Source organism: Collinsella sp. AF39-11AT (genome assembly GCF_003474585.1).
Classification (GTDB): Bacteria; Actinomycetota; Coriobacteriia; order Coriobacteriales; family Coriobacteriaceae; genus Collinsella.
On record NZ_QROG01000008.1, the window covers coordinates 58741 to 85487 of the forward strand.

The 26747-nt window shown below is 59.6% G+C and carries 26 protein-coding genes and 1 riboswitch; of the genes, 8 read left to right on the plus strand and 18 right to left on the minus strand.

Annotated features, from left to right (window positions below; all coding sequences use genetic code 11):
• The first annotated feature begins 510 nt into the window (after positions 1-510).
• Positions 511-1338 (plus strand): Cof-type HAD-IIB family hydrolase, encoded by an 828-nt coding sequence (locus tag DW037_RS04845; RefSeq protein WP_117629407.1) that lies wholly within the window; start codon positions 511-513, stop codon positions 1336-1338.
• Between the two features lie 211 nt (positions 1339-1549).
• Here the strand turns inward: DW037_RS04845 and polA are convergent, their stop codons facing one another.
• Positions 1550-4300, minus strand: a complete 2751-nt coding sequence (gene polA / locus DW037_RS04850) for a DNA polymerase I (protein WP_117584208.1) — start codon at positions 4298-4300, stop codon at positions 1550-1552.
• A gap of 166 nt (positions 4301-4466) precedes the next feature.
• Here polA and DW037_RS04855 point away from each other — a divergent pair, with 166 nt between their 5' ends.
• Both DW037_RS04855 and DW037_RS04860 read left to right on the plus strand, forming a co-directional pair.
• Positions 4467-5864 (plus strand): aminopeptidase, encoded by a 1398-nt coding sequence (locus DW037_RS04855; RefSeq protein ID WP_117584209.1) that lies wholly within the window; start codon positions 4467-4469, stop codon positions 5862-5864.
• A 103-nt stretch (positions 5865-5967) separates the two neighbouring features.
• A complete protein-coding gene (locus DW037_RS04860) occupies positions 5968-6777 on the plus strand; it encodes a YaaA family protein (RefSeq protein WP_117584210.1) in 810 nt (269 codons plus the stop codon).
• Positions 6778-6800: 23 nt separating this feature from the next.
• On the opposite strand, the gene DW037_RS04865 is transcribed toward DW037_RS04860, so the two are convergent.
• On the minus strand, positions 6801-7322 hold the full coding sequence (locus DW037_RS04865) for a hypothetical protein (protein ID WP_117584211.1): 522 nt from the start codon (positions 7320-7322) through the stop codon (positions 6801-6803).
• Positions 7323-7385: 63 nt separating this feature from the next.
• Positions 7386-7501: riboswitch (TPP riboswitch) on the plus strand.
• Here DW037_RS04865 and thiC point away from each other — a divergent pair.
• Together thiC and thiD are read left to right on the plus strand one after the other, a co-directional pair.
• Positions 7494-8828 (plus strand): phosphomethylpyrimidine synthase ThiC, encoded by a 1335-nt coding sequence (thiC, locus tag DW037_RS04870; protein WP_099431544.1) that lies wholly within the window; start codon positions 7494-7496, stop codon positions 8826-8828. It overlaps the preceding riboswitch by 8 nt.
• Before the next feature lie 178 nt (positions 8829-9006).
• Positions 9007-9837 carry a bifunctional hydroxymethylpyrimidine kinase/phosphomethylpyrimidine kinase gene (gene thiD / locus DW037_RS04875; protein WP_117584213.1) on the plus strand — a complete coding sequence of 277 codons (831 nt, stop codon included), beginning with the start codon at positions 9007-9009 and terminating at the stop codon, positions 9835-9837.
• 252 nt (positions 9838-10089) lie between these two features.
• Here the strand turns inward: thiD and DW037_RS04880 are convergent, their stop codons facing one another.
• The 4 genes from DW037_RS04880 to DW037_RS04895 all read right to left on the minus strand — a co-directional run bounded on the left by DW037_RS04880 (position 10090) and on the right by DW037_RS04895 (position 13227).
• Complete coding sequence (locus DW037_RS04880; protein ID WP_117584214.1) at positions 10090-10749, minus strand: SGNH/GDSL hydrolase family protein; 660 nt, start codon at positions 10747-10749, stop codon at positions 10090-10092.
• A 78-nt stretch (positions 10750-10827) separates the two neighbouring features.
• Positions 10828-11967, minus strand: coding sequence for a TIGR02452 family protein (locus DW037_RS04885; protein WP_117584215.1), 1140 nt, complete (start codon positions 11965-11967; stop codon positions 10828-10830).
• Between the two features lie 141 nt (positions 11968-12108).
• Complete coding sequence (locus DW037_RS04890; RefSeq protein ID WP_117584216.1) at positions 12109-12804, minus strand: Bax inhibitor-1 family protein; 696 nt, start codon at positions 12802-12804, stop codon at positions 12109-12111.
• 84 nt (positions 12805-12888) lie between these two features.
• Positions 12889-13227 (minus strand): hypothetical protein, encoded by a 339-nt coding sequence (locus tag DW037_RS04895; protein WP_117715971.1) that lies wholly within the window; start codon positions 13225-13227, stop codon positions 12889-12891.
• Between the two features lie 250 nt (positions 13228-13477).
• On the opposite strand from DW037_RS04895, the gene DW037_RS04900 reads away from it, so the two are divergent.
• The 3 genes from DW037_RS04900 (at position 13478) to DW037_RS04910 (ending at position 16032) form a co-directional block, all read left to right on the plus strand.
• A complete protein-coding gene (locus DW037_RS04900; protein WP_117584218.1) occupies positions 13478-14527 on the plus strand; it encodes an inorganic phosphate transporter in 1050 nt (349 codons plus the stop codon).
• 67 nt (positions 14528-14594) lie between these two features.
• Positions 14595-15218 carry a DUF47 domain-containing protein gene (locus tag DW037_RS04905; RefSeq protein ID WP_117584219.1) on the plus strand — a complete coding sequence of 208 codons (624 nt, stop codon included), beginning with the start codon at positions 14595-14597 and terminating at the stop codon, positions 15216-15218.
• Between the two features lie 283 nt (positions 15219-15501).
• Positions 15502-16032 (plus strand): nitroreductase family protein, encoded by a 531-nt coding sequence (locus DW037_RS04910; protein ID WP_117584220.1) that lies wholly within the window; start codon positions 15502-15504, stop codon positions 16030-16032.
• A gap of 165 nt (positions 16033-16197) precedes the next feature.
• On the opposite strand, the gene DW037_RS04915 is transcribed toward DW037_RS04910, so the two are convergent.
• The 12 genes from DW037_RS04915 to DW037_RS04970 form a co-directional block, all read right to left on the minus strand.
• Positions 16198-16872: a DivIVA domain-containing protein gene (locus tag DW037_RS04915; RefSeq protein ID WP_006234242.1), complete on the minus strand. Its 675-nt coding sequence runs from the start codon at positions 16870-16872 to the stop codon at positions 16198-16200.
• Positions 16873-16933: 61 nt separating this feature from the next.
• Positions 16934-17221 (minus strand): YggT family protein, encoded by a 288-nt coding sequence (locus DW037_RS04920; RefSeq protein WP_040358293.1) that lies wholly within the window; start codon positions 17219-17221, stop codon positions 16934-16936.
• 15 nt (positions 17222-17236) lie between these two features.
• Positions 17237-17959, minus strand: coding sequence for a cell division protein SepF (locus DW037_RS04925; RefSeq protein WP_089571591.1), 723 nt, complete (start codon positions 17957-17959; stop codon positions 17237-17239).
• A gap of 60 nt (positions 17960-18019) precedes the next feature.
• A complete protein-coding gene (locus DW037_RS04930; RefSeq protein WP_117584221.1) occupies positions 18020-18757 on the minus strand; it encodes a YggS family pyridoxal phosphate-dependent enzyme in 738 nt (245 codons plus the stop codon).
• A 119-nt stretch (positions 18758-18876) separates the two neighbouring features.
• Positions 18877-19734: a PhoU domain-containing protein gene (locus tag DW037_RS04935; RefSeq protein WP_117584222.1), complete on the minus strand. Its 858-nt coding sequence runs from the start codon at positions 19732-19734 to the stop codon at positions 18877-18879.
• Positions 19735-19826: 92 nt separating this feature from the next.
• The gene (gene pstB / locus DW037_RS04940) at positions 19827-20630 is read right to left on the minus strand and encodes a phosphate ABC transporter ATP-binding protein PstB (protein ID WP_089571588.1); all 804 of its coding nucleotides are present in this window, start codon (positions 20628-20630) and stop codon (positions 19827-19829) included.
• 12 nt (positions 20631-20642) lie between these two features.
• The gene (pstA, locus tag DW037_RS04945) at positions 20643-21548 is read right to left on the minus strand and encodes a phosphate ABC transporter permease PstA (RefSeq protein ID WP_055251684.1); all 906 of its coding nucleotides are present in this window, start codon (positions 21546-21548) and stop codon (positions 20643-20645) included.
• Between the two features lie 3 nt (positions 21549-21551).
• Positions 21552-22478, minus strand: a complete 927-nt coding sequence (pstC, locus tag DW037_RS04950; protein WP_117584223.1) for a phosphate ABC transporter permease subunit PstC — start codon at positions 22476-22478, stop codon at positions 21552-21554.
• A gap of 1 nt (position 22479) precedes the next feature.
• A complete protein-coding gene (locus tag DW037_RS04955; RefSeq protein ID WP_099431531.1) occupies positions 22480-23316 on the minus strand; it encodes a phosphate ABC transporter substrate-binding protein in 837 nt (278 codons plus the stop codon).
• Positions 23313-24113, minus strand: a complete 801-nt coding sequence (locus DW037_RS04960) for a polyphenol oxidase family protein (protein ID WP_117584224.1) — start codon at positions 24111-24113, stop codon at positions 23313-23315. Before DW037_RS04960 ends, DW037_RS04955 begins: the two co-directional genes overlap by 4 nt.
• Positions 24114-24323: 210 nt before the next feature.
• Positions 24324-25478, minus strand: a complete 1155-nt coding sequence (gene ftsZ / locus DW037_RS04965) for a cell division protein FtsZ (RefSeq protein ID WP_055251674.1) — start codon at positions 25476-25478, stop codon at positions 24324-24326.
• Between the two features lie 199 nt (positions 25479-25677).
• Complete coding sequence (locus tag DW037_RS04970) at positions 25678-26466, minus strand: cell division protein FtsQ/DivIB (protein ID WP_231501570.1); 789 nt, start codon at positions 26464-26466, stop codon at positions 25678-25680.
• Positions 26467-26747 lie beyond the last annotated feature (281 nt).

Sequence of the window (26747 nt, forward strand, 5' to 3'; positions counted from 1 at the left end):
GTTGCAAGTCATTTCGAGGTCAAAAAACCGTGCAATATCAGGTTAAATAGCAAAAAGCGGCACAGCATGCCCTAGAAACATGCAGCAATGTCGTGCTAAAACCCAACGACCTCAAAATGACTCTGTTGGGGCATTTAGCCCCATGCGGACAGAGACGATTGTTATCGTCGTCGGGAAATTGCGCGCTGGCGTCGGATGGCATTGTCTGCAGTAGTGATAATCTTTACGAACTGCATCTGCCTCTCCTTTCACCTATCGCCGGGCGCAATTCTAATATCGTAAACGGTACCTTTTCCTCGGTAAGCGGTTGTTTTTCCGTCTCCGTTTTCGATGGTCGCTATATTACGCTAAAGTGCCTGCTGTACAAGCGACAAATTCAAATTTCTGAAAAGTTTTTTCATTACTTTGTGAATGATGATGCAAATATGCGCCAATCCTGCGAAAATACGCCCGACTATCAAGTAGAGGGTCAATCACCCGAAACATTCTGGAAACCGAAAGGCGCGTTTTATGCAGACTTACGAATCAGACGCCAACATCGGCAACATTAAGATTCTCGCTGTCGATATGGACAAGACGTTACTGACCGACGAGCGCGTGCTGCCTCAGGGCCTCGACGAGCGCCTGGACAAGCTCGCCGAGGCTGGCATCGTGTTCTGCCCCGCCAGCGGACGCCCCGCCCCCAAACTCGAGGAGATGTTTGAGGACATCAAGAGCCGCATCGCTTTTTGCCCCGATAACGGCGCGTGCGTTATCTACCGCGGCAACTATATCTATAAGAGCACTATCGACGTGGCGCTGTATCAGCAGGTCTTGAGCCGCGCCTCGGAGGATTCGCGCGCTGTCCCCGTCCTGTGCTGCTTCGACGAGTTCTATGTACTTGCCCGCGATCATCAATACCACGACGAGATCAGCGTCTACTACAACACGATCAACTACGTCGATAGCTTTGAGGGCATTGACATCGAGTCTAACAAGATTTCGATCTTCTTCCCCGCCTACGATGCCGAGCCAGCGTTTCGCGAGGACTACAGCCCGGCATTCTCGGACCGACTCTATGTCACCAATGCTGGCCGCGAGTGGATCGACTTTATGAACCTGGGCGTCGACAAGGGGTCGGGCGTAGCACATCTCTGCGAGCGCCTGGGCATCGATATCGCCGACGCCGCTGCCGTGGGCGATACGTACAACGACATCCCCATGCTGGAGCGCGTCGGGCATAGCTTTATCGTGGACAATGCCGAGGAGCACATGAACGCGCATGCCAAATGGCGCATTCCGAGCAACAACGACGGGGGCGTACTGACGCTCATCGACGCCATCTTGGCGGCTCGTTAACGGGGCTCGTCGGACCCAGCCGGGCGCCAAGATGGCGTCTTGAGTGTCTAGATACTTAGCTGAAATGATTTGAGCAGAGGGGAGCTCCTTGTTGGGAGGGGCTCCCCTCTGTTTTGGTTACTGTGGGACAAATTAATCAGTAGTGTTTGTCCCAAATCTTAAGTATGTGGGGGCTTGCGTCTTGGGCGAGCTTGCCTTACGGAGTGCTTCCCTATTTCGCGTCGGCCCAGGTTATGCCGGTGCTGGCTTCGGCGATCAACGGTACGCGGAGGTCTACGACGTGTTCCATGACGTCGCGGACCATGGTGGTTAGGCGCTCGACTTCGTCGACGGGGCACTCAAAGTCCAGTTCGTCGTGTACCTGCAGGATCATGTGAGCGGCAAAGCCTTCTTCTTCCAGTCGGCGGCTCACGCGGGCCATCGCGATCTTGATGATGTCGGCGGCGGTACCCTGCATGGGGTGGTTCATGGCCGTGCGCTCACCAAAGCCGCGGAGCTGCGGGTTTTTGGCCTTGAGCTCAGGAATATGGCGACGGCGGCCGTACATGGTCTCGGCGTAGCCCGTCTGCTTGGCACGTGCCACCACATTGTCGAGGAACGTGCGCACGCCCGGGTAGGCCTCGTAGTAACGGTCGATCATGTCGCGTGCCTCGGCCATCGAGATATGCAGCGACTGCGACAGGCCGTAGGCCTGCTGACCATACACGATGCCAAAGTTCACGGCCTTGGCGCGGCTGCGCAAGTCGGGCGTCACCTCGGACACCGGCACGCCAAACACGCGCGCGGCCGTCTCGGCATGGAAGTCCTCGCCCTCGTTAAAGGCGCGCACCAAGTGCTCGTCACCCGAAAGATGTGCCAGCAGACGCAGCTCGATCTGCGAGTAGTCCACCGCCAAAAAGACGCTTCCCTCGCCTGCCGAAAACGCCGTCTTGACAGTACGCCCCAGCTCCGAGCGAGTCGGAATATTTTGCAGATTGGGGTCGCTCGAAGACAGACGCCCCGTCGCCGTGATGGTCTGGTTGTACGTGGTGTGCACACGGCCGTCACCACGGCGCAGCGGGCCCAGGGTGTCCAGATAGGTGGATTTGATCTTAGACTTCTCACGCCAGTCCAAGATCAGACGCACGATTTCGTGGTCACGCGCAAGGTCGCTCAGCACCTTGGCGTTGGTCGAATAGTAGCCGCGCTTAGTCTTCTTGAGGCCCTTGGTCGGAAGCCCCATCACATCAAAGAGCACATGCGACAGCTGCATGGGACTGCCAATATTAAAGGTCTCATCACCCGCTAGGTCGCGAATGCTGCGCTCGACCTCGGTGATCTGGGTCGCCAGGCCCTCGGACAGATTACGCAGGCGGTCGGGATCCACGAGCATGCCCGCGCGCTCCATCTTGGCAAGCACCGGCACGAGCGGCATCTCGATGCCATCGAACACGTTGGCAGCGTTCTCACGGGCCATGCGGTCGCGCAGCGGCGCCACGAGCGTCAGCGTCAGGGCCGCAGTGCGGGCAGCGGGAACAGGAGCGTGCTCGCCGGCACCCTCCGCGCCGCGCGCCGCAGGCAGCGCCATCTGCAGATAGGTATCAGCCAGATACGCCTCATCAAACTCGGAGCGGTCGGAATCCAGCAGGTAGGCGGCGACCACGGTATCGAAGATGCGCGTGGAATCGACGGCCAGCGGATCCATAAGCTCGGGCTCAGAAGAATCAATGGGCGAAAGCTCATGCAGCAGCGCCTTCATATCCGGGCTCGCCACACGGCCCTCCATAAACAGGCGCGCGAGCACGCCAGCGATCACGCCGCGGACGAAGTTGAAGCCCTCAACCTCAGCCGCCGCACCGCTGTCGCCCTCCTCGAGCGCGAACAGGCCCTTGGACGTCGCCAGCCACAGCGTGCGCGTCAGTCCAAAGAGCGCGCCCTCTTCCTTGTCGTCGTCCACCACGGCGGCGACCCACTCGCCGGCATCAATCGCGCGGGAGACCTCAGCCGCAACGGCGCCAAGCGCGTCGGCATCGCCGGCGGCGGCACGCGAAACGGCAGGCATCTCAAACGCGCTGCCAGCGGCCGCAGCCCCACCCTCGCCGCCAATCAGCGAGAGGAAACGGTTCTGCATGGCCGTGATGCCGAGCGTGCCCAGCGCCGCGGACACCTCGTCGGCAGAAAACGCCGGGAAGGACGTTGCGTCAAAGTCGAGCTCGACGGGCGCATCGGTGCGGATGGTCGCCACCTTACGGCTCAGCAGCGCGTCGTCGATGTGTGCACGCAGGTTCTCGCCCATCTTGCCCTTGACCTCGTCAGCGTGCGCAATGACCTCGTCCAGGCTGCCGTACTGTGCAATGAGCGCACTCGCCTTTTTGGGGCCGATGCCCGGTACGCCGGGAATGTTGTCCGACGTATCGCCCTTCAGACCGTAAAAATCGGGCACGAGCGCCGGCGTAATGCCGTGATACAGGTCGTCTACGCTCTCGGGCGTCATGATCGCCACGTCGGACAGGCCCTTGCGAGTCGAGACCACGTTAACGTGCTCGGTCACAAGCTGATACATGTCACGGTCGCCGGTCACCAGCAGCATGTCACAGCCGGCCTGCTCGCCCAGGCGCGCCATAGTGCCCAGGATGTCATCGCCTTCCCAGCCCTCGGACTGCAGAATCGGCACATTGAGCGCACCGAGCAGCTCCTTGATCATCGGAAACTGCGCATGCAGATCGGGGTCCATGGGCGGGCGTTGCGCCTTATACTGCGGCAGCATCTCCATGCGCACGCGCGGTTTGCCCTTGTCAAACGCCACGACCACACCGTCGGGGTTAAAGGCATCGATCATCTTAAGAAACATGTTCAGAAAGCCAAAGATCGCGTTGGTGGGGCGACCGTCCGGCGCGTTCATGGTGGGCGGCACGGCGTGGAAGGCGCGGTGCATGAGCGAGTTGCCGTCGATAACGGCAAAAGTGCGGCGCTTGTCAGACATATTAAATACCTCGCTTTGGACTGGGCACGGTTTGCTCACTCCAGTTTACACGCTCCCCGCCCCGCGGCCACCGCACATCAAGCTCCCCCGCCACCGTGAGCCCGCGCGTGATACGATGGCTCACGGTACATCAACCAGCACGATCGATCCGAAAGGAGCCTGCGTCATGGAGCGTCCCTGCGCATGGAAAAAGTACACGCCACAGCAAGTCGAGGAGCTCGAGGAGCTTTGCCGCGGCTATAAGCAGTTTTTGAGCGAGAACAAGACCGAGCGCCTGTGCGTCAAGACCGGTATCAAGATGGCCGAGGAGGCGGGATACGTCGACCTGGAGACTGTGATCGCCGAGGGACGCGCGCTCAAGGCCGGCGACAAGGTGTACGCCGCCAATCACGGCAAGGACCTCATGCTCGTCAACCTGGGCACCGCCCCGCTCGAGCAGGGCTTTAACATCCTGGGCGCCCACGTTGACTCGCCGCGCCTGGACCTTAAGCAGAACCCCGCCTTCGAGGCCGGCGACATGGCTTATCTCGACACGCACTACTATGGCGGCGTCAAGAGCTACCACTGGGTCGCTTCCCCGCTCGCGCTCGTAGGCGTCATCTGCAAAAAGGACGGCACCACCGTCGACATCAACATCGGCGACAAGGCCGACGATCCGGTCTTTACCATCTCCGACCTGCTGATCCACCTCTCGAGCGAGCAGATGGCCAAGCCCGCCAAGGACGCCGTCGACGCCGAGATCCTCGACGTGATCGTGGGCGGCCGCCCCGTCAAGTTTGACGAGGACGACAAGGACGCCCCCAAGGAGCCCGTCAAACAGATGTTCCTGGACATCCTCAAGGAACAGTACGACGTCGAGGAGGAGGACTTCCTCTCTGCCGAGATCGAGGTCGTGCCCGCCGGCCCCGCCCGCGACATGGGTCTCGACCGCTCCATGATCTTGGGCTATGGCCACGACGACCGCGTCTGCGCCTACCCCTCCATGCTCGCTCAGATCAACGTGGCAGACGTCGAGCGCACGAGCATCACGCTCATCGTCGACAAGGAGGAGATCGGCTCCGTGGGTGCCACCGGCATGACGAGCCGTTTCTTCGAGAACACCGTCGCCGAAATCATGACGCTCGCCGGCGAGAGCAGCCCGCTGGCCCTGCGCCGCGCACTCGCCCGCAGCCGCATGCTCTCCTCTGACGTGTCCGCCGGCTTTGACCCGGGCTACGCCGGCAAGTTCGAGACCAAGAACGCAGCCTTTATGGGTCGCGGCCTGTGCTTTAACAAATACACGGGCAGCCGCGGCAAGGGCGGCTCCAACGACGCCGACGCCGAGTACGTGGCCCTCATCCGCGACATCATGGACGAGGCGGGCGTTGACTTCCAGACCTGCGAGCTCGGCCGCGTCAACGCGGGCGGCGGCGGCACCATCGCCTACATCATGGCCGAGTACGGCATGAACGTCATCGACTCCGGCGTTGCCGTCCTGTCCATGCACGCCCTGTGGGAGGTCGCTAACAAGGCCGATATCTACGAGGCCTATCGCGGCTACAAGGCCTTCCTCGAGCGCGCCTAACCGACCCTTCATCAGTTGCGGTGAAATACGGACTAAACTGGCCCATAAACGGCCAAGACAGACCGTATTCCACCGCAACTTCCTTCTTGGCAGAGGAGAGTCCATGCTGCAGGTCATCATTTCGCCCGCCAAGCAAATGCGCGCGGCCCAAGATGCTTTTGAAGTCCAGGGCATTCCACCCTCTGCGCACGAGACGGCTCGCCTCCACCGCGCATTGCTAGATATCGAGCGGAATGAAGGCAGCGGCGGCCTGCAGGCGCTGTGGAACGTGAGTGACAAACTGCTGGGACCTTGCCTCAACACCCTGCGTGAGTTCCGGCCCATCCTGAATAACGGCGATCTTGACAATCCCGCACTCGCCCGTCACCTCTCCCCTGCCGTCATGTCCTATCACGGCATTCAATACCAGAGCATGGCGCCCGAGGTCATGGATGCCGCACAGCTCGCATGGCTGCAAGACCATCTGTGGATCCTCTCGGGCCTTTACGGATGCGCACGCCCCTTTCATGCCGTTGAACCGTATCGACTGGAGATGGGCGCGAAGCTCGCCGTCGACGATGCCCGAAACCTCTACGCGTTTTGGAGCGACAAGCTCGCGCGGGCTATCGCCCCGGCAGGCTCAAACACCACGATCGTCAACCTCGCCAGCGTAGAGTATGCCAAAGCCGTTCTGCCCCACCTCGCGGGCGACGCCACGGTCGTCACATGCCTCTTTGGCGAAGGCATCCGCAACGGCAAGCCCATCCAGCGCTCGACCGCCAGCAAAAAGGCGCGCGGCGCCATGGTGCGGTGGATGGCAGAAAACAAGCTCGAGGATACAAGCGAACTTACCGCATTCAACATCGGCTATCGTCACATCCCCGAGCTTTCAGACAAAGACTCCCTGGTTTTCATGAACGCGCGGGCACAATAGGCCCACCGTTTCCAAACACCCCGTTACTCCGCCAAGCCATCGGCCTTTGCAATCTCGCTCGTCGAGCCATCTTGATAAGTAATCTTTACGTGCTCGACCTCGGACACCGTAACACCCGCAGGAGGCTCCAGACGCCATTCCGTCAGGGCGATATCCATGGTCGTGGGGACGTCTCCCCGGTCTTTGAGCTGCACCGTCAGCGTTTTAAGCGCCACGTCGTAAGTCACGCGTTCGATTTCTTCACCAGGAATCGACCCACCACTCAACTGCAGCTGCACAAACTCGTCGCGCGGATACCAATAGTCGCCTGGAACGGCGAGCGTATTGGCATTACCGCCAGTACTCCTCACCGTCATAATCGGTAGGCTATCATCAGCCTCGAACTCCCATGCAGCGCCGCCGTGACCGCCAAACGTCCAGATACAAAAGGCAATCACCAGCACGGCAAGCACCGCAAAACCAATCGCGACAAGGCCATGGTGCGCACGGCTTTCCTCGGCCGATACATCCCATTGCGTCTCTCGATATAGATGCTTGTCTTCCATGTTCGCCTCCCCACAGGCACGCTCGTTAGGCCAATCGTACCCATTCGAGCTATACTTGAGCCCATTACATAAACGGGGAGCTTGCAGGACAAGACGGCAGGCTGAGACTGGGCGCGCCCGCCCTGACCCGCAAACCTGATATGGGTAATGCCAACGAAGGGAGCCGTGCCAATGAGCACACAGACCGAGCCCAAGCTCGTCACGCAAATCGACTTCGCCCGCGCCGGGCAGATCACGCCGCAGATGAAGGAAGTCGCCGAGCGCGAGCATCGCGACCCCGAGTACATCCGCGAGCGCGTGGCCGACGGCCGCATCGCCATTCCCGCCAACATCGTGCACATCAAAAAAGGCATGCGCGCCTTTGGTGTCGGCGAGGGCCTGTCTACTAAGGTCAACGTCAACCTGGGCATCTCGGGCGATAAAGCCGATGCCGCCGAGGAATGGAAGAAGGTCAAGATCGCCGAGGACTTTGGCGCCGACGCCATCATGGACCTTTCCAACTCGGGCAAGACGCGCCAGTTCCGCCAGCAGCTCATCGACGAGACGCCGCTCATGGTGGGCACCGTCCCCATGTACGACGCCATCGGCTACATGGAAAAGCCGCTGGTCAAGCTTACCAAGGATGACCTGTTCGAGGTCGTGCGCGCGCACGCCGAGGACGGCGTGGACTTTATGACCATCCACTGCGGCATCAACAAGTCGGTCACCAAGACCTTTAAGGAGACCGGCCGCTTGATGAACATCGTGAGCCGCGGCGGCTCGCTGCTGTTTGGCTGGATGGAGGTCACCGGCAACGAAAACCCCTTCTACGAGTACTTTGACGAGCTGCTCGAGATTTGCCACGAGTACGACGTGACGATTTCGCTCGGCGACTCCTGCCGCCCGGGCTGCCTCTACGACTCCAACGACGCCACCGAGACCGCCGAGATGATCGAGCTGGGCAAGCTGTGCAAGCGCGCTTGGGCCGCCGGCGTCCAAGTCATGGTCGAGGGCCCGGGTCACATGGCGCTCGACGAGATCGCCGCCAACATGAAACTGCAGAAGCGCCTGTGCCACAACGCCCCGTTCTATGTGCTCGGGCCGCTGGTGACCGATATCGGCGTGGGTTACGACCACATCACCGCTGCCATCGGCGGTGCCATCTCCGCCAGCTCCGGTGCCGACTTCCTGTGCTACGTGACGCCGGCCGAGCACCTGTGCCTGCCCAACGCCCAGGACGTGCTCGATGGCCTCATGGCCACTAAGATTGCCGCGCACGCCGCCGATATCGCCAAGAAGGTACCGCACGCCCGCGACATGGACGACAAGATGGGCCAGGCACGCCGCAAGCTCGACTGGGATGCCATGTGGAAGTGTGCTCTCGACCCGGTCACCGGCAAGAAACGCTACGAAGAATCCCCCGCCGCCACCGAGGGCACCTGCACCATGTGCGGCAAGATGTGCGCCGTCCGCACCGTTAACAAGGTGTTCGAAGGCACGACGATCGACCTCGGCATGGAGGACTAACTCGTCACCGGAGCCACAATCGGTAACATGGTGTTCGTCAATTGTTGACGTGTGAACATTTGCTTACATTTGCGTAAAGATTGCATCGCCCGCCCGGGTTCGACATAGAGTCGGCCCGGGCATCTTTATAATGCTGGCTTAAAGACCCATTTGATTCCGACCGAACAAGGGAGCAAACATGGATCGCAGTAAGGTACCTGCCGTCCTGTCCATCGCAGGATCCGATTCCAGCGGTGGCGCCGGCATTCAGGCCGACATCAAGACCATCACGGCGCACCGCCTGTATGCCGAGACGGCCATCACCGCCATCACCGCACAAAACACGCTCGGTGTCACCGCCGTGCAGAATATCTCCCCTGATATCGTCGCTGCGCAGATCGACGCCGTATTTGACGATATCCGCCCCAGCGCCGTCAAGATCGGCATGGTTTCCTCTGCCGAGATTATCGAGGTTATCGCCGACCGCCTGAGCGCCTGGAACGCGACAAACGTGGTCGTCGACCCCGTCATGGTAGCCACCTCGGGCGCACGGCTGATTACCGAAGATGCCGCCGAGGCGCTCACCCGCCGCCTGTTCCCACTAGCAACCGTCATCACGCCCAATATTCCCGAGGCCATGGCCCTGCTTGACTACGAGGTCGACTCCGAGCGCACACAGCAAAATGCTGCCATGCTCCTCACCCGCCGCTTTGGTTGCGCATCCCTCGTTAAGGGTGGGCATCTTGTCAACGAGGCTAACGATGTATTGGCCGAACCCGCGCCACTCGATGACGAGGGCAACCATCTGGGCGATCCGCTCACCACGTGGTTCCGCCACAAGCGCATCGAGACCGACAACACACACGGCACCGGCTGCACGCTTTCGTCCGCCATCGCCTGCGCGCTGGCCCAGGGCATGGATCTTGCCGACGCCGTCAACGGCGGCAAGGCCTACCTAACCGGCGCTCTGGCCGCCGGCCTGAACATGGGCAAAGGCTCCGGCCCCGTCAATCACATGTGGCAATATTAAGATTCGCAGCCCAAAACCGCCGCAAAGGGGACAGGCACCTTTGCGGTGGCTCCCACAAACATCTCGATCTGTAACAGTAACTCGGCAAAATCGACCCTAGATGTTACAGATCAAGACAAACAATCGATATCGACCTAAATAATCTTAATCTGTAACATCTAGCCCGTTTTCGGCCTTGGAACTGTTACAGATCAAGACAAACAAACGAAACAAGCCCCCGCAAGGGGAACTCTGTGGTGGTTTGGGGCCGTGCTACTCACCGAGCATCTCTTGGAGCTTGGCTGCCACGGCATGTCCCAAGCTCTCGTGGCTTTCGGGCATCATATGCAGATAGTCGATATCGCCCGGCTCGGCAAACTCGGCGGCATTCAAAAAGTCGCAGCCAAACTGCTCGGCCACGTGCGCATAGTACTCGCCAAAATGTTCAGATGCCTCGACGGAACGCTCGTCAAAATCGGTCATATATACATCGGCGATCTGCGGCTTGATCTTGATAGGAGCCATCAGCAGGATGCGCGGGCAAGGCGCAGCGTCGGTCCACGGAAACGCGCGGACGGCGCGAATCAGCGCCATGGCGCCACGGGCGATATCGGAAGCTGTCACGTTAAAGACCGTCTTACAGTCGTTGGTGCCCAGCATGATCACAATGGCGTCCAGCGGCTTATGGGCCTCGAGCAGCATCGGAAGCGCGCGAATGCCGTTGAGGTTAGTGTCCAGATGGCACATGTCGTCGCGTACCGTCGTGCGGCCGTTGAGGCCTTCTTCAATTACATGCCAGCCCTCGCCTAAGTCACGTTGGACCACGCCACACCAGCGCACATCCTGCGCATAGCGCACCGCGGTACCGTCGCGCATGCCCGCCGGATCATAGCCATAGGTGTTGCTGTCACCAAAGCACAGAACGTTTTTCATCTTGAGCTCCTCATTCAGTAAAAAGCCGACGGGGGCAACCCCTCCCGTCGGCTTGGCATATCACATCGCGCGCACCGCTTACAGGTACTTGCGCCAGTCATCCTCGTCCTCATCATCCTCGACTGCTGTCTGGGCCTGCTCGGCGGCGCGAGCGGCTGCGGCGCGGGCGGCAACCTGGGCATAGGACTCCTCGTTGCGCTCGGGGAAGTTTGCCAGCACGTGCTCGAACTTGGCAAAGTCCTCATCCCAGCGCGTAGAGGGCACGGCAAAGAAGACCTGCTTGACCTTGAAGTCGCCCGACGCGAGCTCCTTGCGGAAGAGCTCGGCCACGGCCTCGGCATCAAAGCCGTTGTTCTCGCAGCCCCAAGCACCCAGCACGAGCTTCTCGCGACCAAGCTCATCGCAGATGGCAAGGACAAAGCGGATGCGGTCGCGCAGGGCATCCAGCAGAGCATCGTCGCTCACGCGATACTCCTGGCGGGCGCGCCTAACGTTGGGCGCGGCGGCCACGATCACGTCGGCGTATGCATGCACGTGGTTGCGGTCGAAGCGCACCGCAGGCACCACCAGCGCACGGTTGCGGTAGAGCTCGCAGTTGATGTTGCGGCGACGGTTCTCGCCGTACCACTTACGCTGCTTATCGAGAACGTTGTACAGATACGAATCGGCGCACAGCGTGGCCTCCTGGCCCAGATAACCCTGAATATATCCACCGCCCGGATTGGTAAACGAGGCAAAGGCGAGCACGGCCATGTCGCAGAACTGCGCATAGCCGCGACCGTTATCGAGGATTGCCTGCGTGGCGGAGGCATCAAGCACAGTGACCTCGGGCAGGACCGGAGCGGGCTCCTCAGCAGCAGGCGCGGACTCGACTTCGTCGGTCTCCTCTGCGGGCGCAGGTTCAGCCGCAACCTCAGCCTCGGCGGACGCAACCTCAGCCTCGGCGGACGCAACCTCAGCGGACTCAGACTCCTCGGCAACCGGCTCCTCGGCAGCCGCAGCCTTCTGGGCCTTGGCCTTCATCGCCGCGACAAAGCCGGCAGGCATACCGTCGAATTCGCGAACGCCGGCAAGCGAGCGCTCGATATCCTTGGCACACGCCTCGGACACAGTTGCCACGTGACGCTCGGCGGCCTTGGCGCGGGCCTCGCGCTTGGGGTTGGGCTGTCCCGCGCGGTTGGGCCTGCGGTTACGGTTCCTGTTGTCGACGTCTGCCATACGTGGCCACCTTTCCTGTCGCTGCCGCTATCGGCTTTTTCCCATCCATGATACCCCGCCGCGCACAAAAAAGACGGCCCCGCAGGACCGCCTTTCGCATCGTTTTACCGCGTCCGACAAGAAACGCTGCAATCCCCCGCGCTAGTCGCGACGACCGAGGATGTTCAGGATGCGCAGGAACACGTTGATAATGTCCACGAACAGGTTGGACGCCATGAGCACCGCATTGGGCAGCGTGGGTGGCACCGTCGTGGCAACATAGGTGTCGTAACCAATAAAGCCGGCGAACACCACGATCACGATCAGGTCGGTGATGGTCTGCGAGACGCCCATGAACATCAGCACGATCTCAACCAGAATCGTGGCGAGCAGAATGCCAAAACCGATGCCATATACGCGCTGGAAAAACTTGGGGAACGTCACGCCCAAGGCGCCAAAGACAAAGGTGATGGCGGCCGTGGCGATAAAGGCAGTGTTGATGGTGGGCAGGTCGTAGTTGGCAAGGCCAAACGACGCGGTCAGGCCAAAGGTACTCGCAAAGATTACGTAGCCCACAAGGGACAGGCCCACGGACTGCTTGCTGGCGGCAGCTGACATCATGACGATGCCGACAATGGTCAGGATAAACGAGCCAAAAACCAGCGGCAGGGCGGCCCCGCTCATCATCATGCGCGCAAACGACATGGTGCTCGTAAAGTAGGCGCCGGCGCCCATGGCGCAAAAGCCCAAGAAGATCAGGGCAGACATGGCGAGATTGTACGCGCGCGGCGACATCTCCTTGGCGCGGCTTGCGCCGGTCTCGACGGGGCCGTTCTGATAGCCCTGGATATCGTTCATAGCTTCGTCCTTTCAAAAAGCGCCGCGAATGACGGCGCAGCAGATGACAAGATTCCTACCATTGTACCCGAACGCCGTGCGTCCCTACCTACGGCGCTCGCCCTCGAGCGTGCGGTCAAACGCCCAGACCCACCAACGCATCACGTGGGCCTGCGAGCCGTCCGGCCGTTCGCGCGCCTGGTCCTCCAGATACAACTCGGTCGCGTGCCCGCCAAAACGCACCTTATAGGTTGCCGTACGAATGCCGTGAACCGTCAGGCCAAACCCAGTGGTCGAGACAATCTCGTCAATCGTAAAGCAACGACCGTCGACCCAGCAGACGGTGACCGGCACGACCTGTCCGCCCGCGAGGATGCGAGCCACGACGTCCACATACTGCTTGTGCACGCGCCGAGTTTTGCCATCTGTCTGTCGATATTCCATGCCTCCTATTATCGAACGCATGTTTGCATGTTGTAAAGCGAACAGGCTGTGGTTTTGGGGTGTTGGGGCGCGCGCACGTGTCCTCATGGTGTGTTAGCAAAAAGAACACCCACGGTCAACAGGGCTAATATTCATTTTTAGTGCCAAAAAATTCACTGCTCCCATCAGAACTCGGTAAAGAAACCCGCAGGAGGTGATACGATTTATCATGTTTCTGTAACGTGCCTGCAAACTTCGAGAAAGCCCATATATGGACGTAACGTTCTCAACCTTCCTCGGCCAACTTGTGTCGAACCCAGTCCTTGCCGTCACCGTGATCCTCGCGCTCGGCGCCATCTTCGTCAATGGATGGACCGACGCACCCAACGCCATCGCGACCTGCGTCACTACGCGTTGCATGCCCGCCCGCGCCGCTATTCTCATGAGTGCCGCATTCAACTTCCTTGGCGTGCTCATCATGACGCACTTTAACGCGAGCGTCGCCAACACCATCTCCCATATTGTCGACTTTGGAGGAAACAGCACCATGGCGCTCGCCTGTCTGTGCGCGGCGCTGTTCTCCATCGTCGTCTACGGCGCCACAGCGTCGCGTTTTGGCATCCCCACCTCGCAAAGCCACAGCCTTATCGCCGGCCTGACCGGTGCCGCCATCGCCCTCGGCGGTGCGAGCAGCGTCAACGTCCACGAGTGGATGAAGGTCATCTACGGCCTGGCGCTCTCCATCGGTCTGGGCTTTGTCATGGGCTGGGTCCTGTGCAAGCTCGTCTCGATTCTTTTCGCCGCCGCCAACAGGCGACGTGCCAATGTCTTCTTTAAATACGCTCAGATCGCGAGCGCTGCGGCCATGAGCTTTATGCACGGCGCGCAGGATGGACAGAAGTTCATCGGCGTGCTCTTTTTAGGCGTGGCCTTTGCCAGCGGCCAGACGAGCGTCGGCGATGCCGGCATCCCCATCTGGATTATGCTGCTATGCTCGGCCACCATGGGCATCGGCACCAGCGTGGGCGGCGAGCGCATCATCAAGTCCGTTGGCCAGAGCATGGTCAAGCTCGAAAAGTACCAGGGCTTCTCCGCCGACCTGGCGGGCGCCGCGAACCTGCTGCTTGCCACCCTTACCGGCATCCCCGTGTCCTCCACACACATCAAGACCTGCGCCATCATGGGCGTCGGTGCCGTCAAGCGCCTCTCGGCCATCAACTTCGGCGTCGTCAAGGACATGATGTTCACCTGGTTCTTCACCTTCCCCGCCTGCGGACTCATCAGCTTTGTCATGGCCAAGCTGTTCATGATGTTCCTCTAGTCAAACCGAACGTCCATCTGGACCGCAACACTTCGCCCACCCGTCTTCACCTCGAAAGGACCCACCCATGGCAAAGAAACCCGATTCGTTCTACTTTGACAACTACGTCGCCTGCGCCGACCTTGCTGTCCAGGCCGCAGAGTTGCTCATCAAGATTTTCGAGAACTTCGATCCCGCAAAGATTCACGATATGCTCGACAAGATGCATGCGATCGAGCATGCGGCCGACAAGAAGCACCATGAGCTTGAGGACGCCCTGCTCACCGCCTTTATCACCCCGCTTGAGCGCGAGGATCTGGACCTGATGAGCTGCTCGCTCGACACCGTGCTCGACCGTATCGAGGGCGTCGTGCAGCGCGTCTACTTCACCAACATCCAGAGCATCCATCCCGATGCCATCGTGATCGCCCACAAGGTGACCGACGCCTGCCGCGCCATGAAAGACCTGATGGTCGAGCTGCCTAACTACCGCAAGTCCAAAACGCTGCGCGAGCTCGTCATCCAGATCAACACCATCGAGTCCGAGGCCGACGAGCTCTATATCAACGCCATGCGTAACCTGCACGTTAACGGCAAGGACCCGCTCGAGGTCATCGCTTGGCGTGACGTGTACGCCTTCCTGGAGTACTGCGCCGACTGCTGCGAGAATGTGGCCGATGTCGTGGATTCGATTGTCATGAAGAACAGTTAATTGGGGGTACGTGTCCCGGCGGCGAAGGGCCGGCCACGGTTTGCTTTCTCACTCCGGCTGCTTTGCAGAGTCGTTCGAAAGTAAACCGTGGCCGGCCCTTCGCCTTACGTACCACCATTGGGAACTTTGGCTGATAGATTTAGCGCGATGGGGGTTTGGCTGAAGGGACCTTTGGTATCCGTTCGGACACTTTGGCCCTTGATGAGCGTTTGGCTGATTGCTGCTTTGGGTACTCTTTGGGTTACTTTTGGTTTGTTTGATTTTTAATTTTAGGAGGGCTTGTATGTCTTATTTGGATCTGGCTCGTGGTCGGTATTCTTGTCGTTCTTTTGAGGACCGTCCTGTTGAGCAGGCTGTGGTGGATGCCATTGTTGAGGCTGGGCGTATTGCTCCTTCTGCTTGTAATAATCATCCAGCCCGTGTGATGGTGCTGGATACGCCTGAGCTGTTGGAGAAGGCTGCTGCTTGTCAGCCTCGGTTTGCTCGTGATGGGTCTATCTTTGGCGCTCCGCTCATCTTCCTTATTTGCTGCGTTACCGATGATGCTTGGGTACGCCCGTATGACCAGATGAATTCCAGTGAAATCGATACGTCCATCGTGTGTGATCAGATGATGATGGAGGCCACCGAGCAGGGCCTAGGAACGTGCTGGGTATGCCATTTTAAGCCTGAGGTGGCACAGGAGCAGTTCAATCTGCCCAAGGGCGTCTATCCCTATCACATGCTCGTCTGTGGCTATCCCGCCGACCACATCGCCGATCCCGAGCATCGCGAGGCCCGCACTATTCCCCTCTCCAACTTCCTCCTCAAGTAGTTTTTGGACATACCTTAAAATCTACCCTTGACCGCTCACCCGTCGCTGAGTTCTGCGCCACTATGTGCAGGGCTCGGTTTTTTTATGTTACGCACCCCGGCACAGTCATAAAAAAGGACCCGCAAGCTGCGGGTCCTTTCTAGGCACTAAATTGTAGGCCGAATGTTAGTCCAGGTCGTCGGCAGCAAAGTTGTCGATCGGGGCAAAGGGATCGGCCACGGGGACAACCGGGTCAGCGACGGGCAGCGGCTCAGCGGGAACAGTCACCGCAGGAGAAGCGGCAGAACCGACCGGCGTGGAGGCCATGAGGTCGGCCGGGAAGGAGTTCTGGGCATCGTCCATGAAGTGCTGGATGAGCTTGAGGTACTCGGCCTTGAACTCCTCGCGGGAAGCCTTGAGACGATCGATTTCCTCGAGCTCGGCCTGCTTCTCGGTCAGAGCCTGGCGGATAACCTCGCGGGCCTTAGCGTCAGCCTCGTTGCGGATACGCTCAGCGTTCTCGTTGGCATCGTTGACGATGGTCTCAGCGGTCTGCTGGGCAGCGATCAGGGCAGCGGAAATCTGGCGCTCCTGAGCGGAGAAGTCAGGGGCGGGAGCAGCCACGGGGGCGGCAGGAACGGCTTGGGCGGTGGCATCCTGAGCCTGGGCAAGCTGAGCCTGCGCATCGGCAAGCTGCTGCTCGGTAGCAGTCAGGCGACCCTTAAGGTCGACGATCTTAGCGAGCATAGCGTCAACCTCGGAGGACAGCGTCTCCAAGAAGACGTCGACCTCGGCGGGATCGTAGCCACGCTTGGCCTCAGAGAAAGTCTGAGCCTGGATGTCTGCAGGGGTAATAGCCATAACAAGTCTCCTTTTTCATCGCCTCGGCGCTACACGCCCGACGTAAGTTACTAAGTCAGTTCTATACGAGTATACCTATAAGAAGCTGCAGAACCAGCCTCTGCACCAACTGCAACGCAATAATCGCAACGACCGGCGAAAAATCGATACCGCCCATCGGCGGGATGAAACGACGGAACAGGTTGAGCCACGGACCGCACACGCTATCGAGCACCGCAGCAATATCCTGAAGCAAACCACCCTGCTTCATGGGAATCCACGTCATAAAGCAGTAGACGACAATGAGCGTGGAATAGAAGTTGAACAGCGTGTTGACCAGCTGGACGATAGTGTAGATGTTGATGGGAATCTCCTCGTCTTGTCTTTACTTAAGGTAGCCGTCGGCACGAAGCTTCTTGAGATCGGAATCTTTGACCTCGCAACCGGCGGGCAGCACCATGAACACGCGGTCGCCCACCTCCTTGACCGTGGCGCCCAGACCGCAGGCAAAGCCGTAAGAGAAGTCCAAGACGCGCTTGGCAACTTCGGTGCGTACGCCCACAAAAATCAGTGCGACAGGCTGCTTGGTGCGAACGCGGCGCACCACGGTCTCCACGTCGTCATAGCTCTCGGGGCGCAGGACATAGGCCGGCAGCTGCGGCGTGGCGTTGATGATATTGCTCGCATAGGCCGAGGCATCGCTCGGTGCAGGCGCGGGTGCAGCGGCGGCACGGGCGCGGGTGTTCTCGGCGTAGCTCGACGGCGTGTCATAGGCACCAGGACGATAACCGCTCGCAACGCTGTCCTGCGAGCGCGAAGGCGGGTTATACGTCGTGGCATGGCGGGAGTCATCGCCGACCAGCTGACCGGAGCGCGTATACACGGCAACCGACTCAGCTTCACCGCGGCGCGTCTGACCAAGCAGGCCGTTGCTCGGCTCGTCTTGGGTGTAGAAGCCCTCGCCCGAAGCACCGCCGTAGCCGTTGCCCTGATAACTATCGTCATAGCCGTCATCGTAGCCGTAGTCGTCGTCCTGGCCATAACCCTGGTCGTAACCCTGCTGGCCGCCCAGGTGCATCTTATTTTTAATCTCGTCAAGGAAGCCCATGGTTGTGTCCTCTCGCGGTTTAGTGCAGGCGCCCCGATAATCAGTGCGCACTTCAGAGCCTTATTTTACTGCAAACTCCGGGCTAAATACTACCCTGCCCAGGCGAACGAGCGTAGAGCCCTCCTCAAGGGCAGGCTCAAAGTCCTCGCTCATGCCGCAGGAAAGCTCAGGCAGGTTCAAATCGGGATGCGCCGCCTCCAGCTCATCCCTCAGCTCACGAAGCCCCGCAAAGGTGCGGCGTGCCACATCCTTATTCCCCCGGGGCGCCATAGTCATAAGCCCCTGCACGCAAATTCCCTCAAGTTCCGCAAGCTCACCCGCGGCGGCGCGAATCTCATCGGGCGAAAAGCCTCCCTTCGACTCCTCACCACTCACATTGACCTCAATGAGCACACGCTGGGGGCCGGCGAGCTCGCCTGCCTCAATCTTGCGGACAGCACGGCTCGAGATCGCCTGCGCCAGATGCAGCGAACCCACCGAGTGAATCAGCTCGGCTGAGCCCAGCACCGCATTGATCTTATTGGTCTGCAGGTTGCCGATCATATCGAAGCGCACCTCGGGCAGCTCCGGATGCTCCGCCAGACCCGTGAGCTTGCGAACCAGCTCCTGCGGGCGGTTCTCGGCAAAATGGCGATACCCCGCCTGGATGGCGGCAACGGTCTCATCGACACCAACGGTCTTGGACACGGCAATGAGGCTCGCGGCGTCGTGGGGACGGCCTGCGCGATCGAGCGCCGCATAAAAACGTTCCAGAATCTGCTCGCGGCGAGCGCGCATCAAGTCCAAATAGTTATCCATTGCCAATCGCCTCCGCTGACGGCCAAACAAGTAGTCCCATGCTAACGCAAGAGCGCGGCCCCGCATGTGCAAGGCCGCGCTCACTTAGGTATTTACAATCTTTCGACGAACGGGATTACTTACTCCTCGTCGTCCTCGTCATCGTCCTCGTCCTCAAGATGATCGAGCAGGTAGCGAAGTCCCTCGCTGACCTCGTTAACGGGCACCTTGGCAACGTAGCGCGCATCGACGGCGGGCCTCATGATGACGCCCTCGCCCGAAGGCACGCGCATGCTCTCGAGCTCGTCCTCGTCCGTGCGGGCGATATCGCCGGCATTCATGCGCTGACCAGTCAGCAGGAAGGTCAGGCGGCAGGCGGCATCGATGGAAATCGAGGCGATGCGATCGAGGTAGCGCGAAACCATGATGGCGCGGCGCAGGTCGTCATAGTTGCTGTCGTCGTCCATAAAGTCGCCCGTATCCATACGGTTAAAGGTGCGGAAGAACTTCTCGTAGGCGGCGTGCACTGGCTCGTCCTCGACGGCCAAGTTGCAGATGATGGACATGTCGTTGGTGACGAGCGCAGAAAGCGAAGAGCCCAGCACCTGGTAGACGGCCTCAGCCTCGGCCTCGACCGTGCCGACAAGCTCCTTGGGCAGCGAGATGTCGGCCTTGATCATATGACGCGTGGCACGGCAGATCTGACGGACCTTATCGGTCATGCGTTGCAGGTTAAAGTCGACGTAGATGATCGTCTGAAGCAGGCGGAAGTCGGAGGCGACCGGTGACTGCGTGGCAATCAGGTTGTAGCAGACGGCCTCCAGGTTGGCGCAGCGTGCGTCAATCGAAAGCGTGCGCTTCTTGGTCTTGGTGGCGAGCTTGCGGTCGTCGGTCACATAGGCCTTAACGGCATCGTGGAGGGCCAGATCGACGGCCTCGTAGATGCTCAGCATCTCGTGGCGGGCCTCGATGAGCTGACGGGAAAACAGTTTACGCATGGTTCACTCCAATCAGTTGGGTGCGGTCATGCCGCCCGCACAGTGAATACGCACCGGACCAGGTCCGATCGGCTTGGGACTAGTCGCACCGATCAGCCAAAGCGGCCGGTGATATAGTCTTCCGTCCGCGAGTCCACCGGGCTGGTGAAGATCGCGTCGGTTTGACCATACTCGATGAGCGTGGCAGGCTCACCGGCAACTTCCTGCAAGAAGAATGCGGTGTAGTCGCTGATACGAGCTGCCTGCTGCATTGAATGCGTGACGATGATGATCGTCATCTCGGGCGCCAGCTCGGCCATCAAATCCTCGACCTTAGAGACGGACGTGGGGTCGATGGCGGAGCAGGGCTCGTCCATCAGGAGGACATCGGGTTGCACCGCAAGCACGCGCGCGATGCACAGACGCTGCTGCTGACCGCCCGAGAGCGCCAAACCATCCTTGTTGAGCTGATTGGATACCTCTTTCCAGAGGTTGGCGCGCTTGAGCGATTCTTCCACGATGTCATCGAGGTCGCTTTTGCTAGTCACGCCCTGCAGACGAGGGCCAAAGGCGACATTCTCGTAGATGGATTTGGGAAACGGGTTGGGCTGCTGAAAAATCATGCCCACGCGGCGACGGAGGTCGACCGGGTCGACGCCCTCGGCATAGATATCGTTGCCGTCGAGCGTCATGGTGCCCTCGACGCGCGTACCCTCGATCAGGTCATTCATGCGGTTGATGCAGCGCAAAAACGTCGACTTGCCGCAGCCCGAAGGGCCAATGAAGGAGGTGATGGCGTTTTTGGCGATGTTGAGGTCGAGCCCCGTCAGCGCATGAAAGTCACCGTACCAAAAGTTGAAATCCTTGGCCGTAATGGCCGCTTGCTCCAGCGTGGGAGCGGACTGATAAACGGACATGGGACTCCTTAACTAGCGACGCTTGCGCGACAGGAAGCGCGCAAACAGGTTGAAGGCCAGAATGATCACCATCAGCAAGAGCGCGGTGCCGTAGGCTGCGTTCATGTTGATGCCGTCGTTGGCAAGCAGGTACAGGTGAACGGTCATGGGGCGGCCGGAATCGAGCGGCGAGATAGGTAGATTGATGGCCTGGCCCATGGTGTAGAGCACCACGGCGGTCTCGCCAATGGCACGGCCGATGGCAAGGACAATGCCCGTGGCAATACGGCCAAAGGCAGAAGGAAGCACGATCTTGGAGACAACCTGCCACTTGGTGGCGCCCAGGCCATACGCGCCCCAACGGATATAGCGCGGAACGGCGCGAATGGCCTCTTCGGTGGTGCGCATGACGATGGGAAGCATCAAGAGCGCAAGCGCCAGAGCGGCCGAGACCATCGAAAGGCCCAGACCCATAGCCTCGACAAACAAGGCGTAGCCAAACAGGCCCATAACGATGGAGGGCACCGAGGCCAAAGCGTCAGCAGCGTAGCGAATGAGCTCGACGATCTTGCCCTGCTTGGCGTACTCGGCCAGATAGACGGCTGCCAGCACAGCGATCGGCGTGCAGATAAGCATGGCGAGCGCCGTCACATAGACGGTCGAGACGATCGTGGGCCAAATACCGCCCTCGGCGTTGACGCCCTGGGGCCAACCGAAGATAAAGTCGAGCGAGATATGCGGCAGGCCGTTAATGACCACATAGGCAATGATAGCGACCAGCACCAGCGTGGTGATGTAGGCAGCCGCGCGGAATACGCCGAGCATGATCTTGTTGGACAGGTCCTTGTTGATGCGACCCTTCTTGCCGTGGGAAAGGGCACGCTTGATGCGCTCGCGCGACGAGGTCGTATCGACCGTCGTGTCAACGGAATCGGACATAGCCTACCCCCTCTTCTTCTTGGAAACCAGGCGGACGATGCCCACCAGCGTGGCGGAAATGATAAACAGGACCACGCCCATGCCGAACAGCGCCGAGCGATGCAGACCCGAGGAATAGCTCATGTCGAGCGCAATCTGGCTCGTGAGCGTCGAGATGGGGCTCGCAATGCTGTCGGGAATAACCGGGGCGTTACCCACGACCATGAGCACGGCCATGGTCTCGCCGATGGCACGGCCCATACCCAGCACGATGGCATCCACGATACCCAGCTTGGCGGCAGGTAACACGACCTTATAGATAGTCTGCCACTTGGTGGCGCCCATGGCATACGATGCCTCGCGAATGCCCATGGGAATGGAATTGAGAGCATCGATGGTAAGCGTCGTGATGGTGGGCACGATCATAATGGCGAGCACGAACCACGCCGTCAGCGCGCCAAAACCAAGACCGCCGGTCAGTTGTGCGATAAACGGGCGGATGATGATCATGCCAAAGAAGCCATAGATGATAGAAGGGATGCCGGCCAACAGGTCAACGGCAGGGCTGATGAGCTTGCGCACGCGCTTGCTGGCGATCTCGACCAGATACACGGCCGTGCCCACGCCTAGGGGCACACCCATGGCGAGTGCACCGACGGTCACCAGACCCGAGCCGGCAAGCAGCGACACGATGCCGTAGTGACCCTCAGAGGGCGCCCACGTAAAGCTAAAGAAGTCCGCCAGACCGATGTCGGTAAAGACGGGCAGCGCCGAGTACGTGGTAAAGACAAAAATCAGGATGACGGTAACGACCGCCAAGAACGCGCAGGCAAAGAAGATCCACTGCAGCGCCTTCTCCTTGATATAGGTACTGCGCGATACGAGCGCCAGCTCGCGCTTCTTGGGCGTCTGAACATTCCGCTCAGTCTGGGAGTTTTCCTGTGCTTCCATGCTACTCACTCCCCTTCTCGTCGTTGGTGACGGGGATAAAGCCCGCCTCGCGAATCTGCTTGTCCATCTTTTCGGACGTCACATAGTCGATGTAATCCTGCGCCTGCTGCGAAGGCGCACCCTTCACAAAGAAGTAAAGGTCGCGTGAGATGGGATAGCCGCCGCTCGCGACCGTCTTCTCGGACGCCTCAACATGATTGACCGAGACGGCCTTGACCGAGGTCTTGGCGTTGAGGCTATCGACAAAGCCCAGCGAAATGTAGCCAATGGCACCGCGCGAACGAGATACCACGTCGCGCACCTGGCCCGTGCCCGAAAGAACGGCGGAGCGGCGATCGAACGGGGTGCCGTCCATCACGATGGTGCGGAATGCTTCACGCGTGCCAGACGCCTCGTCTCGGTTGATGACCTGAATCTTCAGGTCCTCGCCACCGACCTCTTTCCAATTAGTAATCTTGCCGGCATAGATATCGCGGAGCTGCTCGGTCGAGAGGTTATCGACCGGGTTATCGTCGTTCACGATGACCGCGATACCGTCGTGGGCAATGACGATGGGAGTCAGGCCCAGATCCTGTTCGTCGGCATTGAGTCCACGGGAGGAGCTGGCGATATCGGCCGTGCCAGCGCTGACGGCTTCGATGCCAGCGGAAGAGCCCAAACCGGAAACGAGCACGTCGATGCCGGTCTCCTCCTTAAAGCCCTCTGCCGCAATCTCGGCGATAGGAAGGCAGGTCGTGGAGCCGGCCACGGTAATGGAAGAGGTAGAAGATCCCGAAGAACAGGCGCACAGCGTAAGCGTAAGCACAGCGGCGCTCAGGACCGATACGATCTTTCTCATAGCATCACGCCGATCGCAGCATGGCGCCCACAGGTGCCGTCCTCGTTACGGTAGGAATAAAAGCGGTCGTTCTGACGCACAGTCGAAAGCTGGGTATCCACGATATTATCCGCGTCCACACCGATATCTACCAACGCCTCACGAATGGCGGCAGATAGATCGAGCATGCGAGAAGCGCCCGCATCGATGCACGAAAACTCGGCGGCAAAGCGGTCCATGAGTTCCTGGGATACCTCATATTCGTCAGCCAAGATATGGGGGCCGATATAGGCGGAAACGTCGCTCGCATCGCAGCCGGCAGCATCGCAAAGCGCCTGGCACGCCTTGGCAGAAATACGTGCAATCGTGCCCTTCCAACCGGAGTGCACCACGGCAAATCCGCCAGGGGCCACCAGCACCACGGGAACGCAGTCGGCAAAGCAGAGCAGCACGGGCACGTCATGAGCCGTACAGACGATGGCATCGCAGCCCTCGGCAATCTGCTCGCGAACAGCCTCAAGATCGTCGGCACCGTTCGAAGTCACCGTAACGATATGGTCACCATGTACCTGATTGGGCACGAGCAGATTATGCTCACACTCAGTGGCGCCCATAGCTTCGAGCGCTCGACGACGATTTTCTTGAACAGCAAAGGGGTCATCGCCTACATGCGAGCCCAGGTTGAGCGAGGAGTACGCATCTTCAGAAACGCCACCGGTGCGCTCGGTAAAGGCAAAGCGGACATCGGATGTCGCGCCCTCCACCAACGTAACTCCATCATGGTCGACACGCGAAACGTTGTCCGCACGTGCTGCCATACTAAAGCCTCCTAATAACACAAGTACCGCGGCGTCGCCGCGCAGTCCGCGTTTATACGGCTGTCATACTTCCTTAAAAGGATACCCGCAGCGGTAGGGACCAAACGTAAAGGGAACGTAAGGAGATTGGAGGCTTTCGTTTACAAACGAGAAACAAAACGGGGTGCATCCAAATGGACACACCCCGTGCAGGTCGTTGAGAAAAACGAACTAGAAGCTACCGCGCTTCAGGAAGTCGGGAAGCTCGAACTGGTCGTTGCCAAAGTTGGGCAGCTCGGTACCACCGACGTTGCGGGTCGGAGCTGCCTGAGCCGGGCTGGCAGCCGGGGCGGTGCGCTGCGGCTCAGCGGAGGCAGCGGCCTTGCTCTGAGACTGCTGAGCAGCAAAGAGCTCATCCTGACGGTTGACGTTGGAGTCGGAGAAGCCCGTAGCGATGACGGTGATACGCACCTGATCGCCCAGGGACTCGTCGACAACGGTACCGAAGATGATGTTGGCCTCGGGGTCGACGGCGTTGGCGACAACGTCGGCGGCGTCGCTGATCTCCTGGATGCCCAGGTCCTTGGAACCGGCGATGGAGAGCAGCACGCGCGTGGCACCATCGATGGAGCTCTCGAGCAGCGGGCTGGAGATGGCCTGCTGGGCAGCGTCGACGGCACGAGTATCCCCAGAAGAGGTACCGATACCCATCATGGCGGTACCGGCCTGCTTCATGATGGTCTTAACATCGGCGAAGTCCAGGTTAATGATACCGGGGACGGTGATGAGGTCGGTGATGCCCTGGGTGCCCTGGGAAAGGACGCCATCGGCAATCGCGAAGGCCTCGAGCATGGTGGTCTTCTTCTCGGCGATGTCGAGCAGCTTATCGTTAGGAATGACGATCATGGTGTCGACGCAATCGGAGAGGGTCTTGATGCCCTCCTCGGCGCTCTTCTTACGCTTGCGGCCCTCGAAGGTGAAGGGCTTGGTCACGACGGCGACGGTCAGTGCGCCGACCTCGTTCATCGCGATATCGGCAACGATGGGAGCAGCGCCGGTACCGGTGCCGCCGCCCTCGCCGCAGGTGATAAACACCATGTCGGCGCCAGCGAGCGCCTCGGCGATGTCGTCGCGGGACTCATCGGCAGCCTTGCGGCCAACCTCGGGATTGGCGCCGGCGCCCAGGCCGCGGGTAAGGTCGGTGCCGATGTGCACCTTGATATCGGCATCAGAGATCGCGAGTGCCTGAGCATCGGTGTTGATGGCAACAAACTCGACGCCGCGGATGCCCTCTTCGATCATTCGATTGACCGCGTTGGTACCGCCGCCGCCGACGCCGACCACCTTAATGACGGCAAGGTAGTTGTTGATCTCTGTCTCGTGCATGTCGGTCCTCCGAACAAAGGTTATAGCCATAGCATGGGTCGACCCCTGCGCACATTAACCTTCAGGTTGAAAGTAAATGCAAAGGTAAACCGTATTATGTTTGCACATTATGAACGTATCAGTCAAATAATTGACCGTGAAAACCAAACAAACCAGATAAACGGCGTGGTATGGCCCCTCAACAAAGCATCAACCAGCGCTACGAGGTCGGAGCATTCCTAAATGTGTAGTTGCCCGGAGAGCGCACATTGATATACGTTACGCCCTCTACCTGCGAAAGCAACTTGGTGACTACGCGTTCCTTCTTGGCGATATCGTCCGAATCGCCCAGCGACACCTCAATGCCGTTATTGAGGTTTGCCGAGATGGCTTCGACCGAAGGCGTGGAAATATCCTTGACTTGTCCCAAGAACTCGCTCGAAAAACCACGCACATAATCCAGGCCGGCCTTAACGGCTTTGGAGTTCACCGCCTGGCCGGAAACCGGAGCGACATCCGCCGAGACATCAGTCAATAACACCGCGCCATAATGCTTGGCGAGCGCCAGCGCGGCATCGATTCCGGTCAAGGTATTTGAGCCCTGCCCTGTCGTGATGACGTTGCCCTGGTCGTCCACTTCGACCGACGTCGACAGCGGGGCGATCCAGGTGTCATCGTCTCCGATAGCCCAGGCAAGGTCGTCGGAGCTGATATACGCAATGGCGATAACTTTACGCTCCGTCGGCGTGATGATAAGCGTATGGGGAAACTGGCGCTGGACATCCACGCCCGAAACCCACGGGTTCTGCTTGAGATCCTCGGTAATCTGGTCGGGATCGACGTTAAAAAGCGACGTTCCCTCGGGCAAGTCGATCAGCTGGATAGCATCGTGCTTCGTCACATGCTCGCTGCCTTGAATCTGAATATCAGTGGCAGTAAACAGTCCAGAGTTGATCACCACGATGGCAACGACGACGAGCACGGCCAAGACGGCCAGAACGCCGCCCACGATTTTGCCTTTGCCTGTAACGACAGAAGCGGCATCTGATGTTTTATTTGCCATCGCTCCAAGTGAAGATAACGGGTTGAAACCTTTTTTACTCGAAGGCTTCTTGGCGGTAGCCGGCACCGATGTCAGCGAGCGCGGTTTCGATGCGCCCAGCGTGAGACCTGGACGCGCCGCTTTAGTTCCCGTCGAGGGCTTGGGAGCTGCCATGGGACGGGCAGGCTTGGCGCCCATAACAGGCTTTGACGTCACCGAGGGACGCGAGGACTTTTTTGCGGCCGGAC